This window comes from Streptomyces sp. NPDC053069, from assembly GCF_044546895.1.
Lineage (GTDB): Bacteria > Actinomycetota > Actinomycetes > Streptomycetales > Streptomycetaceae > Streptomyces.
The window spans coordinates 307,407-323,195 of sequence record NZ_JBITZN010000002.1 but is presented as its reverse complement, the minus strand read 5'-3'; the positions used below and the strand labels follow the sequence as shown (position 1 = coordinate 323,195).

Sequence of the window (15,789 nt, the reverse complement as noted above, 5' to 3'; positions counted from 1 at the left end):
GACCGCTGTACCCGGCATGAGCGATTACCGCATCGAGCACGACTCCATGGGCGAGGTCCGCGTCCCCGCCACCGCCAAGTGGCGCGCCCAGACCCAGCGCGCCGTCGAGAACTTCCCCGTCTCGGGGCAGCGTCTCGAACGCGCCCACATCGAGGCGCTGGCCCGGATCAAGGGCGCCGCCGCCAAGGTGAACGCGCAGCTCGGTGTGCTCGACAAGGACATCGCCGAGGCCGTCCAGGAAGCCGCGGCCGAAGTCGCGGCGGGACAGTGGGACGAGCACTTCCCCATCGACGTCTTCCAGACCGGCTCCGGCACCTCCTCCAACATGAACACCAACGAGGTCATCGCCACGCTCGCCAGTGAGCGGCTGGGCCGGGACGTGCACCCCAACGACCACGTCAACGCCTCCCAGTCCTCCAACGACGTGTTCCCGTCCTCCATCCACATCGCCGCCACCGCCGCCGTCACCCACGATCTGATCCCCGCCCTCGACCACCTCGCCGCCTCCCTCTCCCGCAAGTCCGAGGAGTTCGCCGACGTCGTCAAGTCCGGGCGGACTCACCTCATGGACGCCACGCCCGTGACCCTCGGCCAGGAGTTCGGCGGATACGCCGCCCAGATCCGCCACGGCGTCGAGCGGCTGCGCGCCTCCCTCCCCCGCCTCGCCGAACTCCCCCTCGGCGGCACCGCCGTGGGCACCGGCATCAACACGCCGCCCGGCTTCTCCGCCGCCGTCATCGAGGAGGTCGCCCGGGCCACCGGGCTGCCGCTGACCGAGGCGCGCGACCACTTCGAGGCACAGGGCGCCCGGGACGGGATCGTCGAGACCAGCGGGCAGCTCAGGACCATCGCGGTCGGACTGACGAAGATCGCCAATGATCTGCGGTGGATGGCTTCCGGGCCCCGCACCGGACTCGCCGAGATCCGGCTGCCCGACCTCCAGCCGGGATCGTCCATCATGCCGGGCAAGGTCAACCCGGTGATCCCCGAAGCCGTACTCATGGTGGCCGCCCAGGTGATCGGCAACGACGCCACCATCGCCACCGCCGGCGCCTCCGGGAACTTCGAGCTCAACGTCATGCTCCCGGTCATCGCCAAGAACGTACTCGAATCCGTCCGGCTGCTCGCCAACGTCTCGCGGCTGCTGGCCGACCGGACCGTCGACGGCATCACCGCCGACCGGGAGCGGACCCGCGAGTACGCCGAGTCGTCCCCGTCCGTGGTGACGCCGCTCAACAAGTACATCGGCTACGAGGAGGCCGCGAAGGTCGCCAAGAAGTCCCTCGCCGAGCGGAAGACGATCCGGGAGGTCGTGCTGGAGGGCGGCTACGTCGAGCGCGGTGACCTGACACTGGAACAACTCGACGAGGCGCTGGACGTCCTGCGGATGACCCGCCCGTGACCCCGTGACCCGACCGAACCTTTCCGGCCACCGCCGGCCGCCGGCGCCGCCGGCACCCGTCCCGGAACCGTGACGTGCACCGCAGCGTCGTATGCCTGCGGCACCTAATATCTGTCCATGACGGACGACGGAGCGATGACACACCTGGACGCGGACGCGGGACGTGCGAGCCACTGGAACCCGGGGGATCAGATCCTGTGGCGCTACCGGGAGAACGCCGGCCGGCACTTCCACATCGCCCGGCCCGTCACCGTCGTCCGTGACGACGCCGAACTGCTCGCCGTGTGGCTGGCCCCCGGCACCGAGTGTGTGAAGCCGGTCCTCGCCGACGGCACGCCCGTGCACCTGGAGCCGCTTCCGTCCCGCTACACCAAGCCGCGCACGGTACAGCGGGACCGCTGGTTCGGCACGGGCGTGCTGAAGCTGGCCCAGCCCGGCCGGCCCTGGTCGGTGTGGCTGTTCTGGGAGCCGGGCTGGCGGTTCAAGAACTGGTACGTCAACCTTGAGCAGCCACTGGTCCGTTGGGCGGGCGGGGTGGACTCCGAGGACTACTTCCTGGACATCTCCGTCCACCCCGACCGCAGCTGGCACTGGCGCGACGAGGACGAGTTCGCGCAGGCCCAGCGGGACGGGCTGATGGACGCGGCCACCGCCGAACGGGTCCGGACGGCCGGGCGGGACGCGGTCGAGGTGATCGAGGCCTGGGGGCCGCCGTTGTCCGACGACTGGCCGCACTGGCGCCCGGATCCGTCCTGGGCGGTACCTTCTCTCCCCGAGGACTGGGACCGTACGCCCGCGCACGTGTCCTCATGAGACCCTTGATGCGCCCCCGGTCCAGAAACGTAGGATCGTCCTCCGCAAGGGCGCACACAAGCAACTCCCGGCGCATCCGCCGGGCTTGACCGATCGTCACCGAGGGGCGGCAGGACGTGAGCGAGGGGTACGACGGCGTGACCACCGCGAACGGTGGCGGCACAAGAACCACCTCTGAGCACGCGGGAATTCCGTTCCTGGGGCACGTATTGCGGGTATCGGGACTTCTGCGGGAGCAACTGCGCGCCCGGCGCGCAGTGCCGTACGGATGGATGCGACACGCGTGACGGAGCAGCCCACCTCCTTCGAGCGCCCCCAGGGCGCCGACTCCGCGGAGGGCCGCGGGGCGCTCCGGCATGCCCCGAAGCAGGTCGGCGGGCCCGCCGCCTTACCGGTCCAGGCCCGGACCGACGGCACGCCCTCCGGCCCGGGGACGACCACGCCCTGCGGCAAGGGGAACAAGGGGAAGGAGCCCCCAGTCAACGGCCCCGAGCACTCCCAGCCCGCCACCACCGAGCCCGGCGCACACCGCCCGCGCCCCGCGCCGGAGGGCATTCCGCCGCAGCCCGGCACCGAGCAGGAGCGGGCGCCGGGCGCTCAGGAACGCCGTACCGGGCAGGGGCTGCCGCCCGGGCGGCCGATGCCCATGCGGCGCGACGGCGACCGGCTCAGGTTCGTCGGCGCGGCCACCCGGCGGATCGCCCGCGGTCTCGACCTGGACGAGATCGTGATGGGCCTGTGCCGGGCGACGGTGCCGACGTTCTCGGACGCGATCCTGGTCTATCTGCGCGACCCGCTGCCGGTCGGCGACGAGCGGCCCACCGGTCCGGTGGTGCTGCGGCTGCGCCGTACGGACCGGATTCCGGAGGAGCGGGACACCGACGGCGGGCTGCTGCCGCCCGCCTTCGACCCGGAGCCGGAGCCGAGCGGGCTGGCCGAGCTGTCCGCGCTCACCACCGAGCTGTGCGAGGTGCGCCCCGGCGGCGCGCTGAACGAGGTGCTGCGCGGGGTGCGCCCGGTGTTCGCCGACGCGCCCGCCGCCCGGGCCGCGCTGCCCGAGCTGCTCGGCGAGGGCGGCGATGCGGTCGTACCGTCCGGGCAGCACGCGATCCTCGCGCCGCTGCGCGGCAGGCGCCGGGTGATCGGCGCGGCGCTGTTCCTGCGCCGCCCGGAGCGCCCGGCGTTCGAGGCCGACGATCTGCTGGTGGCCGCGCAGCTGGCCACGCACAGCGCGCTCGGCATCGACAAGGCGGTGCTGTACGGCCGTGAGGCGTACATCGCCGACGAGCTGCAGCGCACCATGCTGCCCGAGACCCTGCCCCGGCCGACGGGTGTGCGGCTGGCCTCGCGCTATCTGCCGGCCGCCGAGACCGCCCGGGTGGGCGGCGACTGGTACGACGCGATCCCGCTGCCCGGCAGCCGGGTCGCGCTGGTCGTCGGCGATGTCATGGGGCACTCGATGACCTCGGCGGCGATCATGGGCCAGCTGCGCACGACCGCACAGACCCTGGCCGGACTCGATCTGCCGCCGCAGGAGGTGCTGCACCACCTGGACGAGCAGGCGCAGCGGCTGGGCACCGACCGCATGGCGACCTGCCTGTACGCCGTCTACGACCCGGTCACGCACCGCATCACCATCGCCAACGCCGGTCATCCGCCGCCCGTGCTGCTGCACCTGGGCGGGCGGGCCGAGGTGCTGCGGGTGCCGCCGGGCGCGCCCATCGGCGTCGGAGGGGTGGACTTCGAGGCCGTGGAGCTGGACGCGCCCGCCGGGGCCACGCTGCTCCTGTACACCGACGGACTGGTGGAGTCCCGGCTGCGGGACGTGTGGACCGGCATAGAACAGCTGCGCGAACGGCTCGCCGCGACCGCCCAGTTGACCGGCCCGGACCATCCGCCGCCGCTGGAAGCCCTGTGCGACGAGGTGCTGGACATGCTCGGGCCGGGCGACCGGGACGACGACATCGCGCTGCTCGCGGCCCGCTTCGACGGGATCGCGCCGAGCGATGTCGCGTACTGGCGGCTGGAGCCGGAGGAGACCGCGCCGGGGCAGGCCCGCCGGCTGGCCCGGCGCGCGCTCGCCCGCTGGGACCTGGAGGACCTGACGGACTCGGTGGAGCTGCTGGTCAGCGAGGTCGTGACGAACGCCGTGCGGTACGCGTCGCGGCCCGTGACGCTGCGGCTGCTGCGCACGGACGTGTTGCGCTGCGAGGTCGGCGACGACGTGCCGCAGCTGCCGCGGTTGCGCCAGGCCCGGGCCACGGACGAGGGCGGGCGCGGTCTGTACCTGGTGAACAAGCTGGCCCGGCGCTGGGGTGCGACCCGGCTGAGCACCGGCAAGGTGGTCTGGTTCGAGCTGAACCGGGGCTGAGGGTCCCGGAGATGAGGGAGGGGCGCCCGGCGGATGCCGGGCGCCCCTCCCTCACGTTCTTCTACTGTTTGCCGGGGTCGAGCGGGTCCTCGGGCGTGACGGGGTCCGTCGGCGACTGGGTCGTCGGCGGCTCGGTCGTGGGCTGGGTGGGCGGCGGGGTCGTCGGCGGCTCGGTCGGCTTGTGCGAGTGCTTGGGGTGGTGCGGCGAGTGCGACGGCTTGGGCGCCTTGCTGGTCGGCGTGTGCGACGGCGTGCTGGACGGCGTCTGGGAGTGGGACGGCGGCACGGTCGGCTGGATCGCCGCGCCCTGGGTGGTGTTCAGGTCGAACTTGGTGACGCCGTCCATCGCCTCGAAGGTGTAGGCGGCCCAGATCTTCGCCGGAATGCTGCCGCCGTTGATACGGGCGGGGCGGCCCAGGGTGTCGAGCAGGCCGGTCGCGCCGGTCAGCGGCACCTGCGCGTGGGTCTTGGAGTCCTCGCCGAACAGGCCGACCGAGGTGACGAGGCCGGGCGTGTAGCCGGTGAACCAGGCCGACTTGTTCTTGTCGGACGTACCGGTCTTGCCGGCGACCTGCTGGCCGTCGCGCGCCGGGTTGGCCGCCACCGACGTACTGGCCGTACCGTCGTCGACCACGCCGGTGAGCACGGAGGTGACCGTGTCGGCGGCCTCTTCGGGGATCACCTGGTCGCCGATCGGGTCCGGGAGGCTGACGGTGCGGTCCTTGTGGTCGGCCGATTTGATGATCGCCGGGGTGACCTTCTTGCCGTGGTTGTCGAGGGTGGCGTAGATGCCGGCCATCTCCAGCGGGCTCGCGCCCATGGAGCCCAGCGTCTGCGCGGGAACCGGCTCCATGCCCTGGGTGTCCATGCCGAGCTTGCCGGCGACCTCCATCACCTTGTCCATGCCCACGTCGATGCCCATCTGCGCGAAGACGGAGTTGACGGACTGGTTCATGGCCTTCTGGACGGTGATGGGGCCGTAGTCGGCGTGGTCCTCGTTCGGCGGGCCGAAGCCGACCTTGCGGCCGTGGTCCACGACCTGGCGGCCGCTGGTGCCGTCGTAGATCGTGCTCGCCGTGATGGGCTGGCCGTCCTGCGTCGTGGCCCCCTCGGCCAGTGCGGCGGCCAGGATCACCGGTTTGAAGGTGGAGGCGGGCTGGTAGTCGGTGCGGGTCGCGTTGTTGCGGTAGTGCTTGAAGTAGTCCGCGCCGCCGTACATGGCGAGGACCCTGCCCGTCTTCGGGTCGACGGACACGGCACCGGGCTGGACGTTGCCGTCGACGGGGCGCTTCTTGGCGTTCAGCCGGCCGGTCAGCTGGTCCTTGACGGCCTGCTCCAGCTGGTGCTGCTTCTTCTTGTCGATGTTGAGCGTGATGGTCCAGCCGCCCTTTTTCACCAGCGCCTCGGCGTCACCGATGGTGGCGGCCTGGCCCTGGGCGACCAGCCGCTTCTCCAGCGCCGCGTTGGCCGCGTCCACCAGGTAGCCGGTCTGTCCCTTCATGCCGGGTGCCGCCTTGGGTGCCTTCGGTTCCGGGAACGTGAGGGCCTGGCGCTTGCCCGCGTCCAGCCAGTGCTGCTTGACCATGTTGTCCAGGACGTAGTTCCAGCGGGCCTTCGCCAGCTTCTTGCCGGTGTCGCTCGCGAGCGCCCAGTCGTACTGGTTCGGCGCCTGCAGCAGCGCGGCGAGGTAGGCGCCCTCCTGCACCTTCAGGTCCTTGGCGTCCTTGTGGTAGTACGCCTGCGCCGCGGCCTGGATGCCGTAGGCGCCGCGGCCGTAGTAGCTGGTGTTGATGTACCCCGCGAGGATGTAGTCCTTGGACTTCTGGCGGTCCAGCTTCAGCGAGATGACCAGTTCCTTCAGCTTGCGCGAGACGGTCTGGTTCTGGTCCAGGTAGTAGTTCTTGACGTACTGCTGGGTGATCGTCGAACCGCCCTGCGTGCCGCGTCCCATGACGGTGTTGAGCACACCGCGGGCGGTGCCCTTCAGGTCGACGCCGGAGTCGTGGTAGAAGCTCTTGTTCTCGGCCGCGACGAAGGTGCGCTGGACGTCCTTGGGGACCTCGGAGAGGTCGACGCTCTCCCGGTTGAGCTGGCCGGTGCGGGCGAGCATCGTGCCGTCGCTGTACTTGTAGATGTTGCTCTGCAACTGGGCGTCGGCGTTGCCCTTCGGGATGTCCACGTACATGTACAGCCCGATGAAGGCCGCGATCACCAGCAGACAGAGCCCGAAGAACGTGCCGAGCACCCTCTTCCAGGTGAACAGCCGGCGTATTCGGCCCTTGGGCGGCTTGCCGTCGGCCGGGGCGGCCGCCATGGGCGCGGAGGGGCGGCGCTTGGGCGCCGCGCGGCGGCCGCCGCGCTGTCGCGCTCGTCTCTCTTCCGCTCGTCCCATGGGTCCCTACGCTCGCTTCCGTCTCGGGGTCAGCTCCGAAAGCTAACACTCACCTATATGACAAAGGGCGTCCGATCCGTTCTTTTACGGACGTGAGAATCAGCACCTGCCCCGAGGGAACCGACGGTCCTGGCGGCCCCAGGGTTGCTTCGACCGCGAAAAGTGATATCACTTAGCTAGAAGCAAGCTAGACCTGCCGGTGCAGGCCTCATGAGAAACGGGGACCACCATGTCCGCACACGACCCGGCCGCCACCGCCGACGTACCCGAGATGCCCGCGCCCCACGTGCGGGAGTTCGCGGCCCACAGCATCGGCGGCGGGCTCGCCCTGCTGTTCGGCCTGCTCGGGCTCGGCGCCGCCTTCGCCCTGATCGGCGGCGGCTCGGCGGCCCACGGCTCCGCCCTTCGGGGCGGGCTGATCGTCGGCGGTGTCCTCGTCTTCCTCTCCGCCGTCATCGCGCTGCGCGGCCTCAACACGGTCGCGCCCGGAGAGGCCCGGGTCGTCCAGCTCTTCGGGCGGTACCGGGGCACCATCCGGCAGGACGGCCTGCGCTGGGTCAACCCCTTCACCTCGCGGACCCGGATCTCCACCCGGGTGCGCAACCACGAGACGGCCGTGCTGAAGGTAAACGACGCCTACGGCAACCCGATCGAGCTGGCCGCGGTCGTGGTCTGGAAGGTCCAGGACACCGCGCAGGCCACCTTCGAGGTGGACGACTTCGCCGAGTTCGTGGCCACGCAGACCGAGACGGCCGTACGGCACATCGCGATCGAGTACCCCTACGACGCCCACGACGAGGACGGTCTGTCGCTGCGCGGCAACGCCGAGGAGATCACCGAGAAGCTGGCCGTGGAGCTGCAAGTGCGCGTGGAGGCGGCCGGAGTCGAGATCATCGAGTCCCGCTTCACGCATCTCGCGTACGCTCCCGAGATCGCCTCGGCGATGCTCCAGCGGCAGCAGGCGGGCGCGGTCGTGGCCGCACGGCGTCAGATCGTCGACGGGGCGGTCGGCATGGTCGAGGCGGCGCTCGGCCGGATAGCCGAGGCGGACATCGTGGAACTGGACGAGGAGCGGAAGGCGGCGATGGTGTCCAACCTGATGGTTGTGCTGTGCGGGGACCGGGCCCCGCAACCGGTCCTCAACACCGGGACCCTCTACCAGTGACGGACCCTTCGGAAGCTCCGAAGCGACGGCCGCAGCAGCGCAAGCAGGTGCTGCTGCGGCTGGACCCGTCGGTCTACGAGGCGCTGGCCCGCTGGGCCGGGGACGAGCTGCGGTCGGCCAATGCGCAGATCGAGTTCCTCCTCAGGAAGGCACTGGCGGAGGCGGGACGGCTGCCGAAGGACACCGGCCCGCTGCCGCGCAGGGGCAGGCCCCCTGTGTCGTAACCGTGACAATGGGCCCTCACCTGCAGCACCGTACTGCCCGCCATGGCTTGTGCACGCGACGTATACATGCGGCGTATACACCCTGTGTAGAGTGCCCTGCATGTCCATCGGTCACACGCTCCTAGGGCTCCTGGAGTCCGGCCCGCGTCACGGTTACGACCTCAAGCGGGCCTTCGACGAGAAGTTCGGTCACGACCGGCCGCTCCACTACGGCCAGGTCTACTCCACGATGTCCCGGCTGCTGAAGCACGGCCTCGTGGAAGTCGACGGGATCGAGGCGGGCGACGGCCCCGAGCGCAAGCGGTACGCCATCACCGACGCCGGCATCACCGACGTCGACCGGTGGCTCGGCACCCCGGAGAAGCCCGAGGAGTATCTGCAGTCGACCCTGTACACCAAGGTCGTCCTCGCCCTGCTCACCCACCGCGACGCCTCCCTCATCCTCGACACCCAGCGTGCCGAGCACCTGCGCAGCATGCGGATCCTGACCGACCGCAAGCGCAAGGGCGACCTCGCGGACCAGCTGATCTGCGACCACGCGCTGTTCCATCTGGAGGCCGACCTGCGCTGGCTGGAACTGACCGCGGCCCGTCTGGACAAGCTCCGTGAGGCGGTGGCCCGATGACCCCTCCCCCCGGCTCCCTGCTCGCCGCCGACAACCTGCGCAAGGCCTACGGCCCGACGGTCGCGCTCGACGGCGCCGAGTTCTCCATCCACCCCGGCGAGGTCGTCGCCGTCATGGGCCCCTCCGGTTCCGGCAAGTCGACACTGCTGCACTGCCTCGCCGGGATCGTGCCGCCCGACTCCGGGTCCATCACCTACGACGGCCGGGAACTGACCGGCATGAGCGACACCGAACGCAGCGCGCTGCGGCGCAGCGAGTTCGGGTTCGTCTTCCAGTTCGGCCAGCTCGTCCCGGAGCTGACCTGCGTGGAGAACGTGGCGCTGCCGCTGCGGCTGAACGGCACCTCCCGCAAGGAGGCCGAGCGGGCCGCGCTCACCTGGATGGAACGGCTGGAGGTGGACGACCTCAAGGGCAAGCGGCCCGGCGAGGTCTCCGGCGGCCAGGGGCAGCGCGTCGCGGTGGCGCGGGCGCTGGTCACCGGGCCCCGGGTGCTGTTCGCCGACGAGCCGACCGGCGCCCTCGACTCCCTCAACGGCGAGCGCGTGATGGAGCTGCTGACCGACGCGGCCCGCTCCACCAACGCGGCCGTCGTCCTGGTCACGCACGAGGCGCGGGTGGCCGCCTACTCCGACCGCGAGATCGTCGTACGCGACGGCAAGTCCCGGGACATGGAGCGCGCCATATGAAGCTGCGGCAGTGGTCGCGCGATCTCGGCATGGGGATGCGGTTCGCGTTCGCCGGCGGGCGCGAGGGCTGGATCCGGATACTGCTGACGGCGGTCGGCGTCGGCCTCGGCGTGGCGCTGCTGCTGCTGACCACCGCGATTCCGAACGCGCTGGCGGTACGGGACCAACGCAACGACGCCCGCATGGACTACACCTACGGCCCGTACCGGCCGAAGGCCGCGAACACCCTGGTGATCTCCGACACCGACACGACCTACCGCGGCAGCGACGTCCGCGGCCGGCTGGTGGAACCGGAGGGGCCGCGGGCACCGCTCGCACCGGGCCTGGCGAAGTACCCGGCGCCGGGCGAGATGGTCGTCTCGCCCGCGCTGAAGGACCTCCTCGGCTCCGACTCCGGCAAGCTGCTGCGCGAGCGGCTGCCGTTCCGGATCGTCGGCACGATCGGTGAGTCCGGGCTCATCGGCTCGCACGATCTCGCCTACTACGCCGGGGCCAAGGACCTGGCCCCGCGCATCAACGGCTGGCGGACGGCCCGTATCACCCGCTTCGGACCACCGCAGGAGACACCGCCCGACAAGGCGGACCCGATCCTGCTGCTGCTGATGCTGGTCGTCTTCGTGGTGCTGCTGACGCCGGTCGCCGTGTTCATCGCCACGGCCGTACGGTTCGGTGGCGAGCGGCGCGACCGCAGGCTGGCCGCGCTGCGGCTGGTCGGCTCCGACAGCCGGATGACCCGGCGGATCGCGGCGGGCGAGGCGCTCGCCGGCTCCCTGGTCGGACTGGTCTTCGGCACCGTCTTCTTCCTGCTCGGCCGGCAGCTCGCGGGCTCGGTCGAGATCGTGGGCATCAGCGTGTTCCCCAGCTATCTCGACCCCTCCCCGGCACTGGCCGCCCTGGTCGCGGTCGCCGTGCCGGCGGCGGCGGTGCTGGTCACGCTGTTCGCGCTGCGCGGGGTGGTCATCGAGCCGCTGGGCGTGGTCCGTACGGCCAGGCCCAGGCGCCGCCGGCTGTGGTGGCGGCTGCTGCTGCCGCTGGGCGGACTGGCGTGCCTCGCGCCGATGATCGGACAGGGCCGCCAGGGCGACTTCAACCGCTACCTGGTGATCGGCGGCGTCCTGCTGCTGCTCCTCGGCCTGACCGCGCTGCTGCCCTGGGCCGTCGAGGCGGCGGTGGCCCGGCTCGGACGCGGTGGGGTGGCCTGGCAACTGGCCGTACGACGGCTGCAGTTGAGCAGCGGTTCGGCGGCCCGCATGGTGAACGGCATCGCGGTCGCGGTGGCCGGGGCGATCGCGCTGCAGATGCTGTTCGCGGGCGTCCAGGGCGACTTCACCAAGTCCACCGGGCAGGACACCGACCGGGTGCAGATGCAGGTCAACCTTTCGCGGGGCCTCCCCTTCCTCCCGGCCGTCGAGAAGTTCGCCACAACCAAGGGCGTGCGGAAGGCGACCGCGCTGGGCAGCACCGAGCTCGGCGACCGGCGCTTCCGCTCCGACGAGGGGCCGGAGAACTCCGTCGGCCTCACCGTCGGCACCTGCACCGCGCTGCGCGAGGTGGCCGACCTGCCGAGCTGCCACGACGGGGACGTCTTCGCGGCGACCGGCGGGGATCGGGACGCCGACCTGGTGAAGCTCGTCCGTCCGGGCCGCACCCTCCACGCCAACACGAGCGACGGCCTGCACGACGGCCACGACATCGTGTGGACCGTGCCGAGCGGACTGAAGCAGGCCCGCGCGATCACCAGCCCGAACGGGATCAAGGAGAGCGGTGTGCTGATGACACCGGCCGCCGTACCCGGCCGGTTGAGCAGCGCGCTGACCGGAGCCATGTACCTCTCGCTCGACGAGTCGGTGCCGGACGTGCACGACTACGTCCGCAACACGGCGGCGCGGCTCGACCCGTTGGCGGACGCGATGGTGTACTCGAGCATCGACCGGTCGGCTCAGTTCACCTCCATCCGCACCGGAACCTTCGCCGGCGCCATCTGTGTGCTCGCGCTGATCGGTGTGAGCCTGCTGGTCTCCCAGCTGGAGCAGCTGCGCGAGCGCAGGAAGCTGCTGTCGGCGCTGGTCGCCTTCGGCACCCGGCGGCGCACCCTGGGCATGTCGGTGCTCTGGCAGACGGCGATCCCGATCGCCCTGGGCCTGCTGCTCGCCATGGCCATGGGGCTGACGCTGGGCGCGGTGCTGCTGAACATGGTGGGCACAACCGTGAGCGTGGACTGGCCGAGCGTGCTGTCGATGACCGGCGCGGGTGCGGCGGTGGTCCTCACGGTCACGCTGCTGAGCCTGCCGCCGCTGGTGCGGTTGATGCGGCCGGAGGGGTTGCGGACGGAGTAGCCGGTGAGCGCTTCGGGGAGGGCGGTTCCGGGGGCACACGCGGCTGCGGGCCGGTGGGGCCGGTCGCGCCCATGCGGCGGTAGCCGCATGTCAGACACAGCCCCACGCCCCTCAGGAGCGCTCAGTCCAGTACCCGAACCGGCAGCGCGCCCAGGGCCTCCCGCAGCGCCGCGGCCAGCTCCTCGTACTCCGCGGAGCGCGCCGCCCCCGCCCGCATCGCGAAAGCGACCCGGCGGCTCGGGGCCGGCTCGGCGAAGTAACCGGTGAGGAGCCGGCTGCTCCGCGTGGTCTCCAGCTTCAGGGCCGTACGCGGCAGCAGCGTGCAGCCGAGGCCGCCCGCGACCAGCTGGACCAGCGTCGAGAGCCCGGCGGCCGTGGTCGTCACCGGCGCATCCTCCCGTCCCGCCTCCCGGCAGATGTCCAGGGCCTGGTCGCGCAGGCAGTGGCCCTCGTCCAGGAGCAGCAGGTTCAGCTCCTTCAGGGCCTCGCGCGGGATGCCCTCGCGACCGCCGAGCCAGTGGTCGAGCGGGGTGACGAGCACGAAGTCCTCGTCGAACAGGGGGAGTTCGACGACACCGGGCACGCCGAGCGGGACCGCCAGCAACAGCAGGTCGAGACGGCCGGAGCCCAGGCCGTCGATCAGGCTGGCCGTCTGCTCCTCATGCACCTGGAGGTCGAGGTGCGGGTAGCGGTCGTGGACCAGCCGCAGCACGGTCGGCAGGAGGTACGGCGCGACCGTGGGGATCACCCCGAGGCGCAGGACTCCGGTGAAGGGCGCCCGGACCGCCTCGGCCTCCTCCAGCAGCGCCCCCACGGCGTCCAGCACCGCCTTCGCCCGTACGGCGAGGCGCTCACCGGCGGGCGAGAGCAGCACCTTGCGCGTCGTACGCTCAAGGAGGGTCACCCCGAGGGTCTCCTCCAGTGCCGAGACCGCGCCCGACAGTGCGGGCTGGCTCATCCCGATGGCGGCCGCCGCGTCCCTGAAGTGCAGATACTCGGCGACGGCGGCGAAGGCACGCAGCTGTGCGAGGCTCGGCTGCCTCCGCTTTCCGCTACCCACCGTCACTGATAACCACCTCCGATCAACCTGACCAAGTGTAGCTATTTCCCTAATCAATGCGCGCCGTGCCAACATCAACAACGTCCAACCCAATGAGAAAAGCCCCCAAAAGGGGTGATTCTTCGCTGCAAGGAGAGCGTGTGCTCACTGTCGGTGACAAGTTCCCCGAGTTCGAACTGACCGCCTGCGTCTCGCTGGAGAAGGGCAAGGAGTTCGAGCAGATCCACCACAAGTCCTACGAGGGCAAGTGGTTGGTGGTATTTGCGTGGCCCAAGGATTTCACATTCGTGTGCCCGACCGAGATCGCCGCGTTCGGGAAGCTGAACGACGAGTTCGCCGACCGCGACGCCCAGATCCTCGGCTTCTCCGGTGACTCCGAGTTCGTCCACCACGCCTGGCGCAAGGACCACCCGGACCTGACGGACCTGCCGTTCCCGATGATGGCCGACTCCAAGCACGAGCTGATGCGCGAGCTGGGCATCGAGGGCGAGGACGGCTTCGCGCAGCGCGCCGTCTTCATCGTCGACCCGAACCGCGAGATCCAGTTCACGATGGTCACCGCCGGTTCCGTGGGCCGTAACCCCAAGGAGGTCCTGCGGGTCCTGGACGCCCTGCAGACCGACGAGCTGTGCCCGTGCAACTGGAACAAGGGCGAGAACACCCTGGACCCGGTCGCGCTGCTGGCTGGTGAGTGACCCATGTCGCTCGACTCGCTGAAGTCCCGCGTCCCGGACTACGCCAAGGACCTCAAGCTCAACCTGGGCTCGGTCATCGGCAACTCCGAGCTGCCGGCGCAGCAGCTGTGGGGCACGGTGCTGGCGACCGCCATCGCCTCCCGTTCCCCGATCGTGCTGCGTGAGCTGGAGCCGGAGGCGAAGGCGAACCTGACGCCGGAGGCGTACACGGCCGCCAAGTCGGCCGCCGCGATCATGGCGATGAACAACGTCTTCTACCGGACGCGTCACCTGCTGTCGGACCACGAGTACGGCACCCTGCGCGCCGGTCTGCGGATGAACGTCATCGGCAACCCGGGCGTGGAGAAGGTCGACTTCGAGCTGTGGTCGTTCGCGGTCTCCGCGATCAACGGCTGTGGCCTGTGCCTGGACTCGCACGAGCAGGTGCTGCGCAAGGCCGGCGTGGAGCGCGAGGTCGTCCAGGAGGCGTTCAAGATCGCCTCGGTGATCCAGGCGGTCGGCGTCACGCTGGACGCAGAGGCCGTGCTGGCCGAGTAAGCGGTCCCGTGAAGGCCCCGCTCACCCTTGGTGGGCGGGGTCTTCCGCGTTCCGGCCCACGGCCTCGTCCTCGGCCGGGGCGGCGGACTTCTGCTGCTGCAGCTCCTCCGAGTACTGCCGCAGATACCCCACCACCGTGTTCGTCACCGCCACCAGCGGTACGGCCACCACCGCGCCGCCGATGCCGGCCACCATGCCGCCGGCCGCGACCGTGAGGACGACCGCCAGCGGGTGGACGCGGACCGCGCGGCCGAGGATGAACGGCTGCAGGACGTGGCCCTCGATCTGCTGCACCGCGAGGACGACGATCAGCGTCATGACGGCCGTGAAGACGCCCTGGGTCACCAGCGCCACGATCACCGCGAGCGCGCCGGAGGCGACCGCGCCGACCAGCGGGATGAAGGAGAACAGGAAGATGAAGACGGCCAGCGGGACGGCCATCGGCACGTCCAGGAAGTAGATGCCGATACCGATGAAGATGGCGTCGATCAGCGCGACCAGCACCGTGCCGCGGACATAGGCGGTCAGGGTGCTCCAGGCGCGCGGGCCGGCGCCTGCCACGCCCGGGCGGGCCGCGGCGGGCACCAGCCTCAGGAACCACTCCCAGATGCGCTTGCCGTCGTAGAGCAGGAACAGCGTCGAGAAGAACACCAGCAGGATGCTGGTGAGGGTCTCGATGATGACCTGAACGCCCTCCAGGCCCGCCGACGTTATCTGGTCGGCGTTGGCGCCGATCGCCTCGCGGAGGTTCTTCGCGATCTGGTTGATCTGCTTGTCGGTGACGTGGAAGGGGCTCTTCAGCAGCCAGTCGCGCAGATCGTCGATGCCGGACTGGATCTGGGTGGAGAGCGTGTCGATGTTCTCCATGACCTGCCAGGTCACGAACCAGCCCATCAGCCCGATGACGACGAACCCGCTGATCGCGGTGAGCGCGGTGGCCGGGCCGCGGGGCACTCCGCGGCGGGTGAGCCGGGCGACCGTCGGCTGCAGCAGCGCGGTCACCAGCAGGGCGATGACGAAGGCGAACACCACCAGCTGGACGGCGCTGATGACACGCATCAGGACCCAGACGGTGCCGGCCAGGACCAGCAGCCGCCAGCCGGCCTCGGCCGCCACCCGGACGCCCCAGGGCACGGCCTCGGCAGGATCGGGGCGGGGGCCGCCGGCCGGGGGTGCGGGCCGACGGGCAGGGGGCGGGGTCTCGACGGCGGCCGGGGCGGCAGGTTCGGACGCGGCGAGCGGATCGCTGTCCTGCTCCACCTCCGCGCGGCGCTCGTCCAGGCGCTCGCTCATCTCGGTGAGACCGGCGCCCAGCCGGCCGAGCCATCCTGGCACTCGCGACATGATCCGTCCTCTTCCCCCGCGTCCCCGCGTGCTCGCCACCTCTCCTCCCCCTGGAGGTATGCCGGGTACGACCGTACAGGGCGAAAGCCCCTCACCTGAGGACGGGGAGGGGCTGCGCGAGGTTGAGCGGGGCCGGCCG

The 15,789-nt window shown here is 70.9% G+C and carries 13 protein-coding genes; 10 read left to right on the top strand and 3 right to left on the bottom strand.

Features of this window, described 5'->3' with window-relative positions; genetic code table 11:
- The first annotated feature begins 16 nt into the window (after nt 1-16).
- The 3 genes from ACIGXP_RS05120 to ACIGXP_RS05110 all read left to right on the top strand — a co-directional run bounded on the left by ACIGXP_RS05120 (nt 17) and on the right by ACIGXP_RS05110 (nt 4,586).
- Nucleotides 17-1,402 (top strand): class II fumarate hydratase, encoded by a 1,386-nt coding sequence (locus tag ACIGXP_RS05120; RefSeq protein WP_399764145.1) that lies wholly within the window; start codon nt 17-19, stop codon nt 1,400-1,402.
- Nucleotides 1,403-1,519: 117 nt separating this feature from the next.
- A complete protein-coding gene (locus ACIGXP_RS05115; protein WP_399764143.1) occupies nt 1,520-2,215 on the top strand; it encodes a DUF402 domain-containing protein in 696 nt (231 codons plus the stop codon).
- A gap of 268 nt (nt 2,216-2,483) precedes the next feature.
- Nucleotides 2,484-4,586, top strand: coding sequence for a SpoIIE family protein phosphatase (locus ACIGXP_RS05110; RefSeq protein WP_399764140.1), 2,103 nt, complete (start codon nt 2,484-2,486; stop codon nt 4,584-4,586).
- Nucleotides 4,587-4,647: 61 nt separating this feature from the next.
- Here the strand turns inward: ACIGXP_RS05110 and ACIGXP_RS05105 are convergent, their stop codons facing one another.
- Nucleotides 4,648-6,978, bottom strand: a complete 2,331-nt coding sequence (locus tag ACIGXP_RS05105; RefSeq protein WP_399764138.1) for a transglycosylase domain-containing protein — start codon at nt 6,976-6,978, stop codon at nt 4,648-4,650.
- Between the two features lie 229 nt (nt 6,979-7,207).
- Here ACIGXP_RS05105 and ACIGXP_RS05100 point away from each other — a divergent pair, with 229 nt between their 5' ends.
- The 5 genes from ACIGXP_RS05100 to ACIGXP_RS05080 all read left to right on the top strand — a co-directional run bounded on the left by ACIGXP_RS05100 (nt 7,208) and on the right by ACIGXP_RS05080 (nt 12,014).
- Entirely contained in the window at nt 7,208-8,143 is a 936-nt protein-coding gene (locus tag ACIGXP_RS05100; RefSeq protein ID WP_363217429.1) for an SPFH domain-containing protein, read from the top strand.
- Complete coding sequence (locus ACIGXP_RS05095; protein ID WP_399764135.1) at nt 8,089-8,367, top strand: hypothetical protein; 279 nt, start codon at nt 8,089-8,091, stop codon at nt 8,365-8,367. Before ACIGXP_RS05100 ends, ACIGXP_RS05095 begins: the two co-directional genes overlap by 55 nt.
- A gap of 100 nt (nt 8,368-8,467) precedes the next feature.
- The gene (locus ACIGXP_RS05090; RefSeq protein WP_363217431.1) at nt 8,468-8,992 is read left to right on the top strand and encodes a PadR family transcriptional regulator; all 525 of its coding nucleotides are present in this window, start codon (nt 8,468-8,470) and stop codon (nt 8,990-8,992) included.
- A complete protein-coding gene (locus ACIGXP_RS05085) occupies nt 8,989-9,678 on the top strand; it encodes an ABC transporter ATP-binding protein (RefSeq protein WP_363217432.1) in 690 nt (229 codons plus the stop codon). The genes ACIGXP_RS05090 and ACIGXP_RS05085 overlap by 4 nt, the downstream gene beginning before the upstream one ends.
- Complete coding sequence (locus tag ACIGXP_RS05080) at nt 9,675-12,014, top strand: ABC transporter permease (RefSeq protein WP_399764131.1); 2,340 nt, start codon at nt 9,675-9,677, stop codon at nt 12,012-12,014. Before ACIGXP_RS05085 ends, ACIGXP_RS05080 begins: the two co-directional genes overlap by 4 nt.
- A gap of 121 nt (nt 12,015-12,135) precedes the next feature.
- On the opposite strand, the gene ACIGXP_RS05075 is transcribed toward ACIGXP_RS05080, so the two are convergent.
- A complete protein-coding gene (locus ACIGXP_RS05075; RefSeq protein WP_399764128.1) occupies nt 12,136-13,080 on the bottom strand; it encodes a LysR substrate-binding domain-containing protein in 945 nt (314 codons plus the stop codon).
- Nucleotides 13,081-13,214: 134 nt separating this feature from the next.
- On the opposite strand from ACIGXP_RS05075, the gene ACIGXP_RS05070 reads away from it, so the two are divergent.
- Nucleotides 13,215-13,769 (top strand): peroxiredoxin, encoded by a 555-nt coding sequence (locus ACIGXP_RS05070; RefSeq protein ID WP_363217435.1) that lies wholly within the window; start codon nt 13,215-13,217, stop codon nt 13,767-13,769.
- Nucleotides 13,770-13,772: 3 nt separating this feature from the next.
- Complete coding sequence (locus ACIGXP_RS05065; protein WP_363217436.1) at nt 13,773-14,306, top strand: alkyl hydroperoxide reductase; 534 nt, start codon at nt 13,773-13,775, stop codon at nt 14,304-14,306.
- 21 nt (nt 14,307-14,327) lie between these two features.
- On the opposite strand, the gene ACIGXP_RS05060 is transcribed toward ACIGXP_RS05065, so the two are convergent.
- Nucleotides 14,328-15,650 carry an AI-2E family transporter gene (locus tag ACIGXP_RS05060; protein ID WP_399764125.1) on the bottom strand — a complete coding sequence of 441 codons (1,323 nt, stop codon included), beginning with the start codon at nt 15,648-15,650 and terminating at the stop codon, nt 14,328-14,330.
- Nucleotides 15,651-15,789: the final 139 nt, after the last annotated feature.

Bases quoted from the DNA above. Each gene is read 5' to 3' on its own strand.
- ACIGXP_RS05120 (WP_399764145.1), top strand. From the start codon at position 17: ATGAGCGATTACCGCATCGAGCACGACTCCATGGGCGAGGTCCGCGTC.
- ACIGXP_RS05115 (WP_399764143.1), top strand. From the start codon at position 1,520: ATGACGGACGACGGAGCGATGACACACCTGGACGCGGACGCGGGACGT.
- ACIGXP_RS05110 (WP_399764140.1), top strand. From the start codon at position 2,484: ATGGATGCGACACGCGTGACGGAGCAGCCCACCTCCTTCGAGCGCCCC.
- ACIGXP_RS05105 (WP_399764138.1), bottom strand. From the start codon at position 6,978: ATGGGACGAGCGGAAGAGAGACGAGCGCGACAGCGCGGCGGCCGCCGC.
- ACIGXP_RS05100 (WP_363217429.1), top strand. From the start codon at position 7,208: ATGTCCGCACACGACCCGGCCGCCACCGCCGACGTACCCGAGATGCCC.
- ACIGXP_RS05090 (WP_363217431.1), top strand. From the start codon at position 8,468: ATGTCCATCGGTCACACGCTCCTAGGGCTCCTGGAGTCCGGCCCGCGT.
- ACIGXP_RS05085 (WP_363217432.1), top strand. From the start codon at position 8,989: ATGACCCCTCCCCCCGGCTCCCTGCTCGCCGCCGACAACCTGCGCAAG.
- ACIGXP_RS05080 (WP_399764131.1), top strand. From the start codon at position 9,675: ATGAAGCTGCGGCAGTGGTCGCGCGATCTCGGCATGGGGATGCGGTTC.
- ACIGXP_RS05065 (WP_363217436.1), top strand. From the start codon at position 13,773: ATGTCGCTCGACTCGCTGAAGTCCCGCGTCCCGGACTACGCCAAGGAC.
- ACIGXP_RS05060 (WP_399764125.1), bottom strand. From the start codon at position 15,650: ATGTCGCGAGTGCCAGGATGGCTCGGCCGGCTGGGCGCCGGTCTCACC.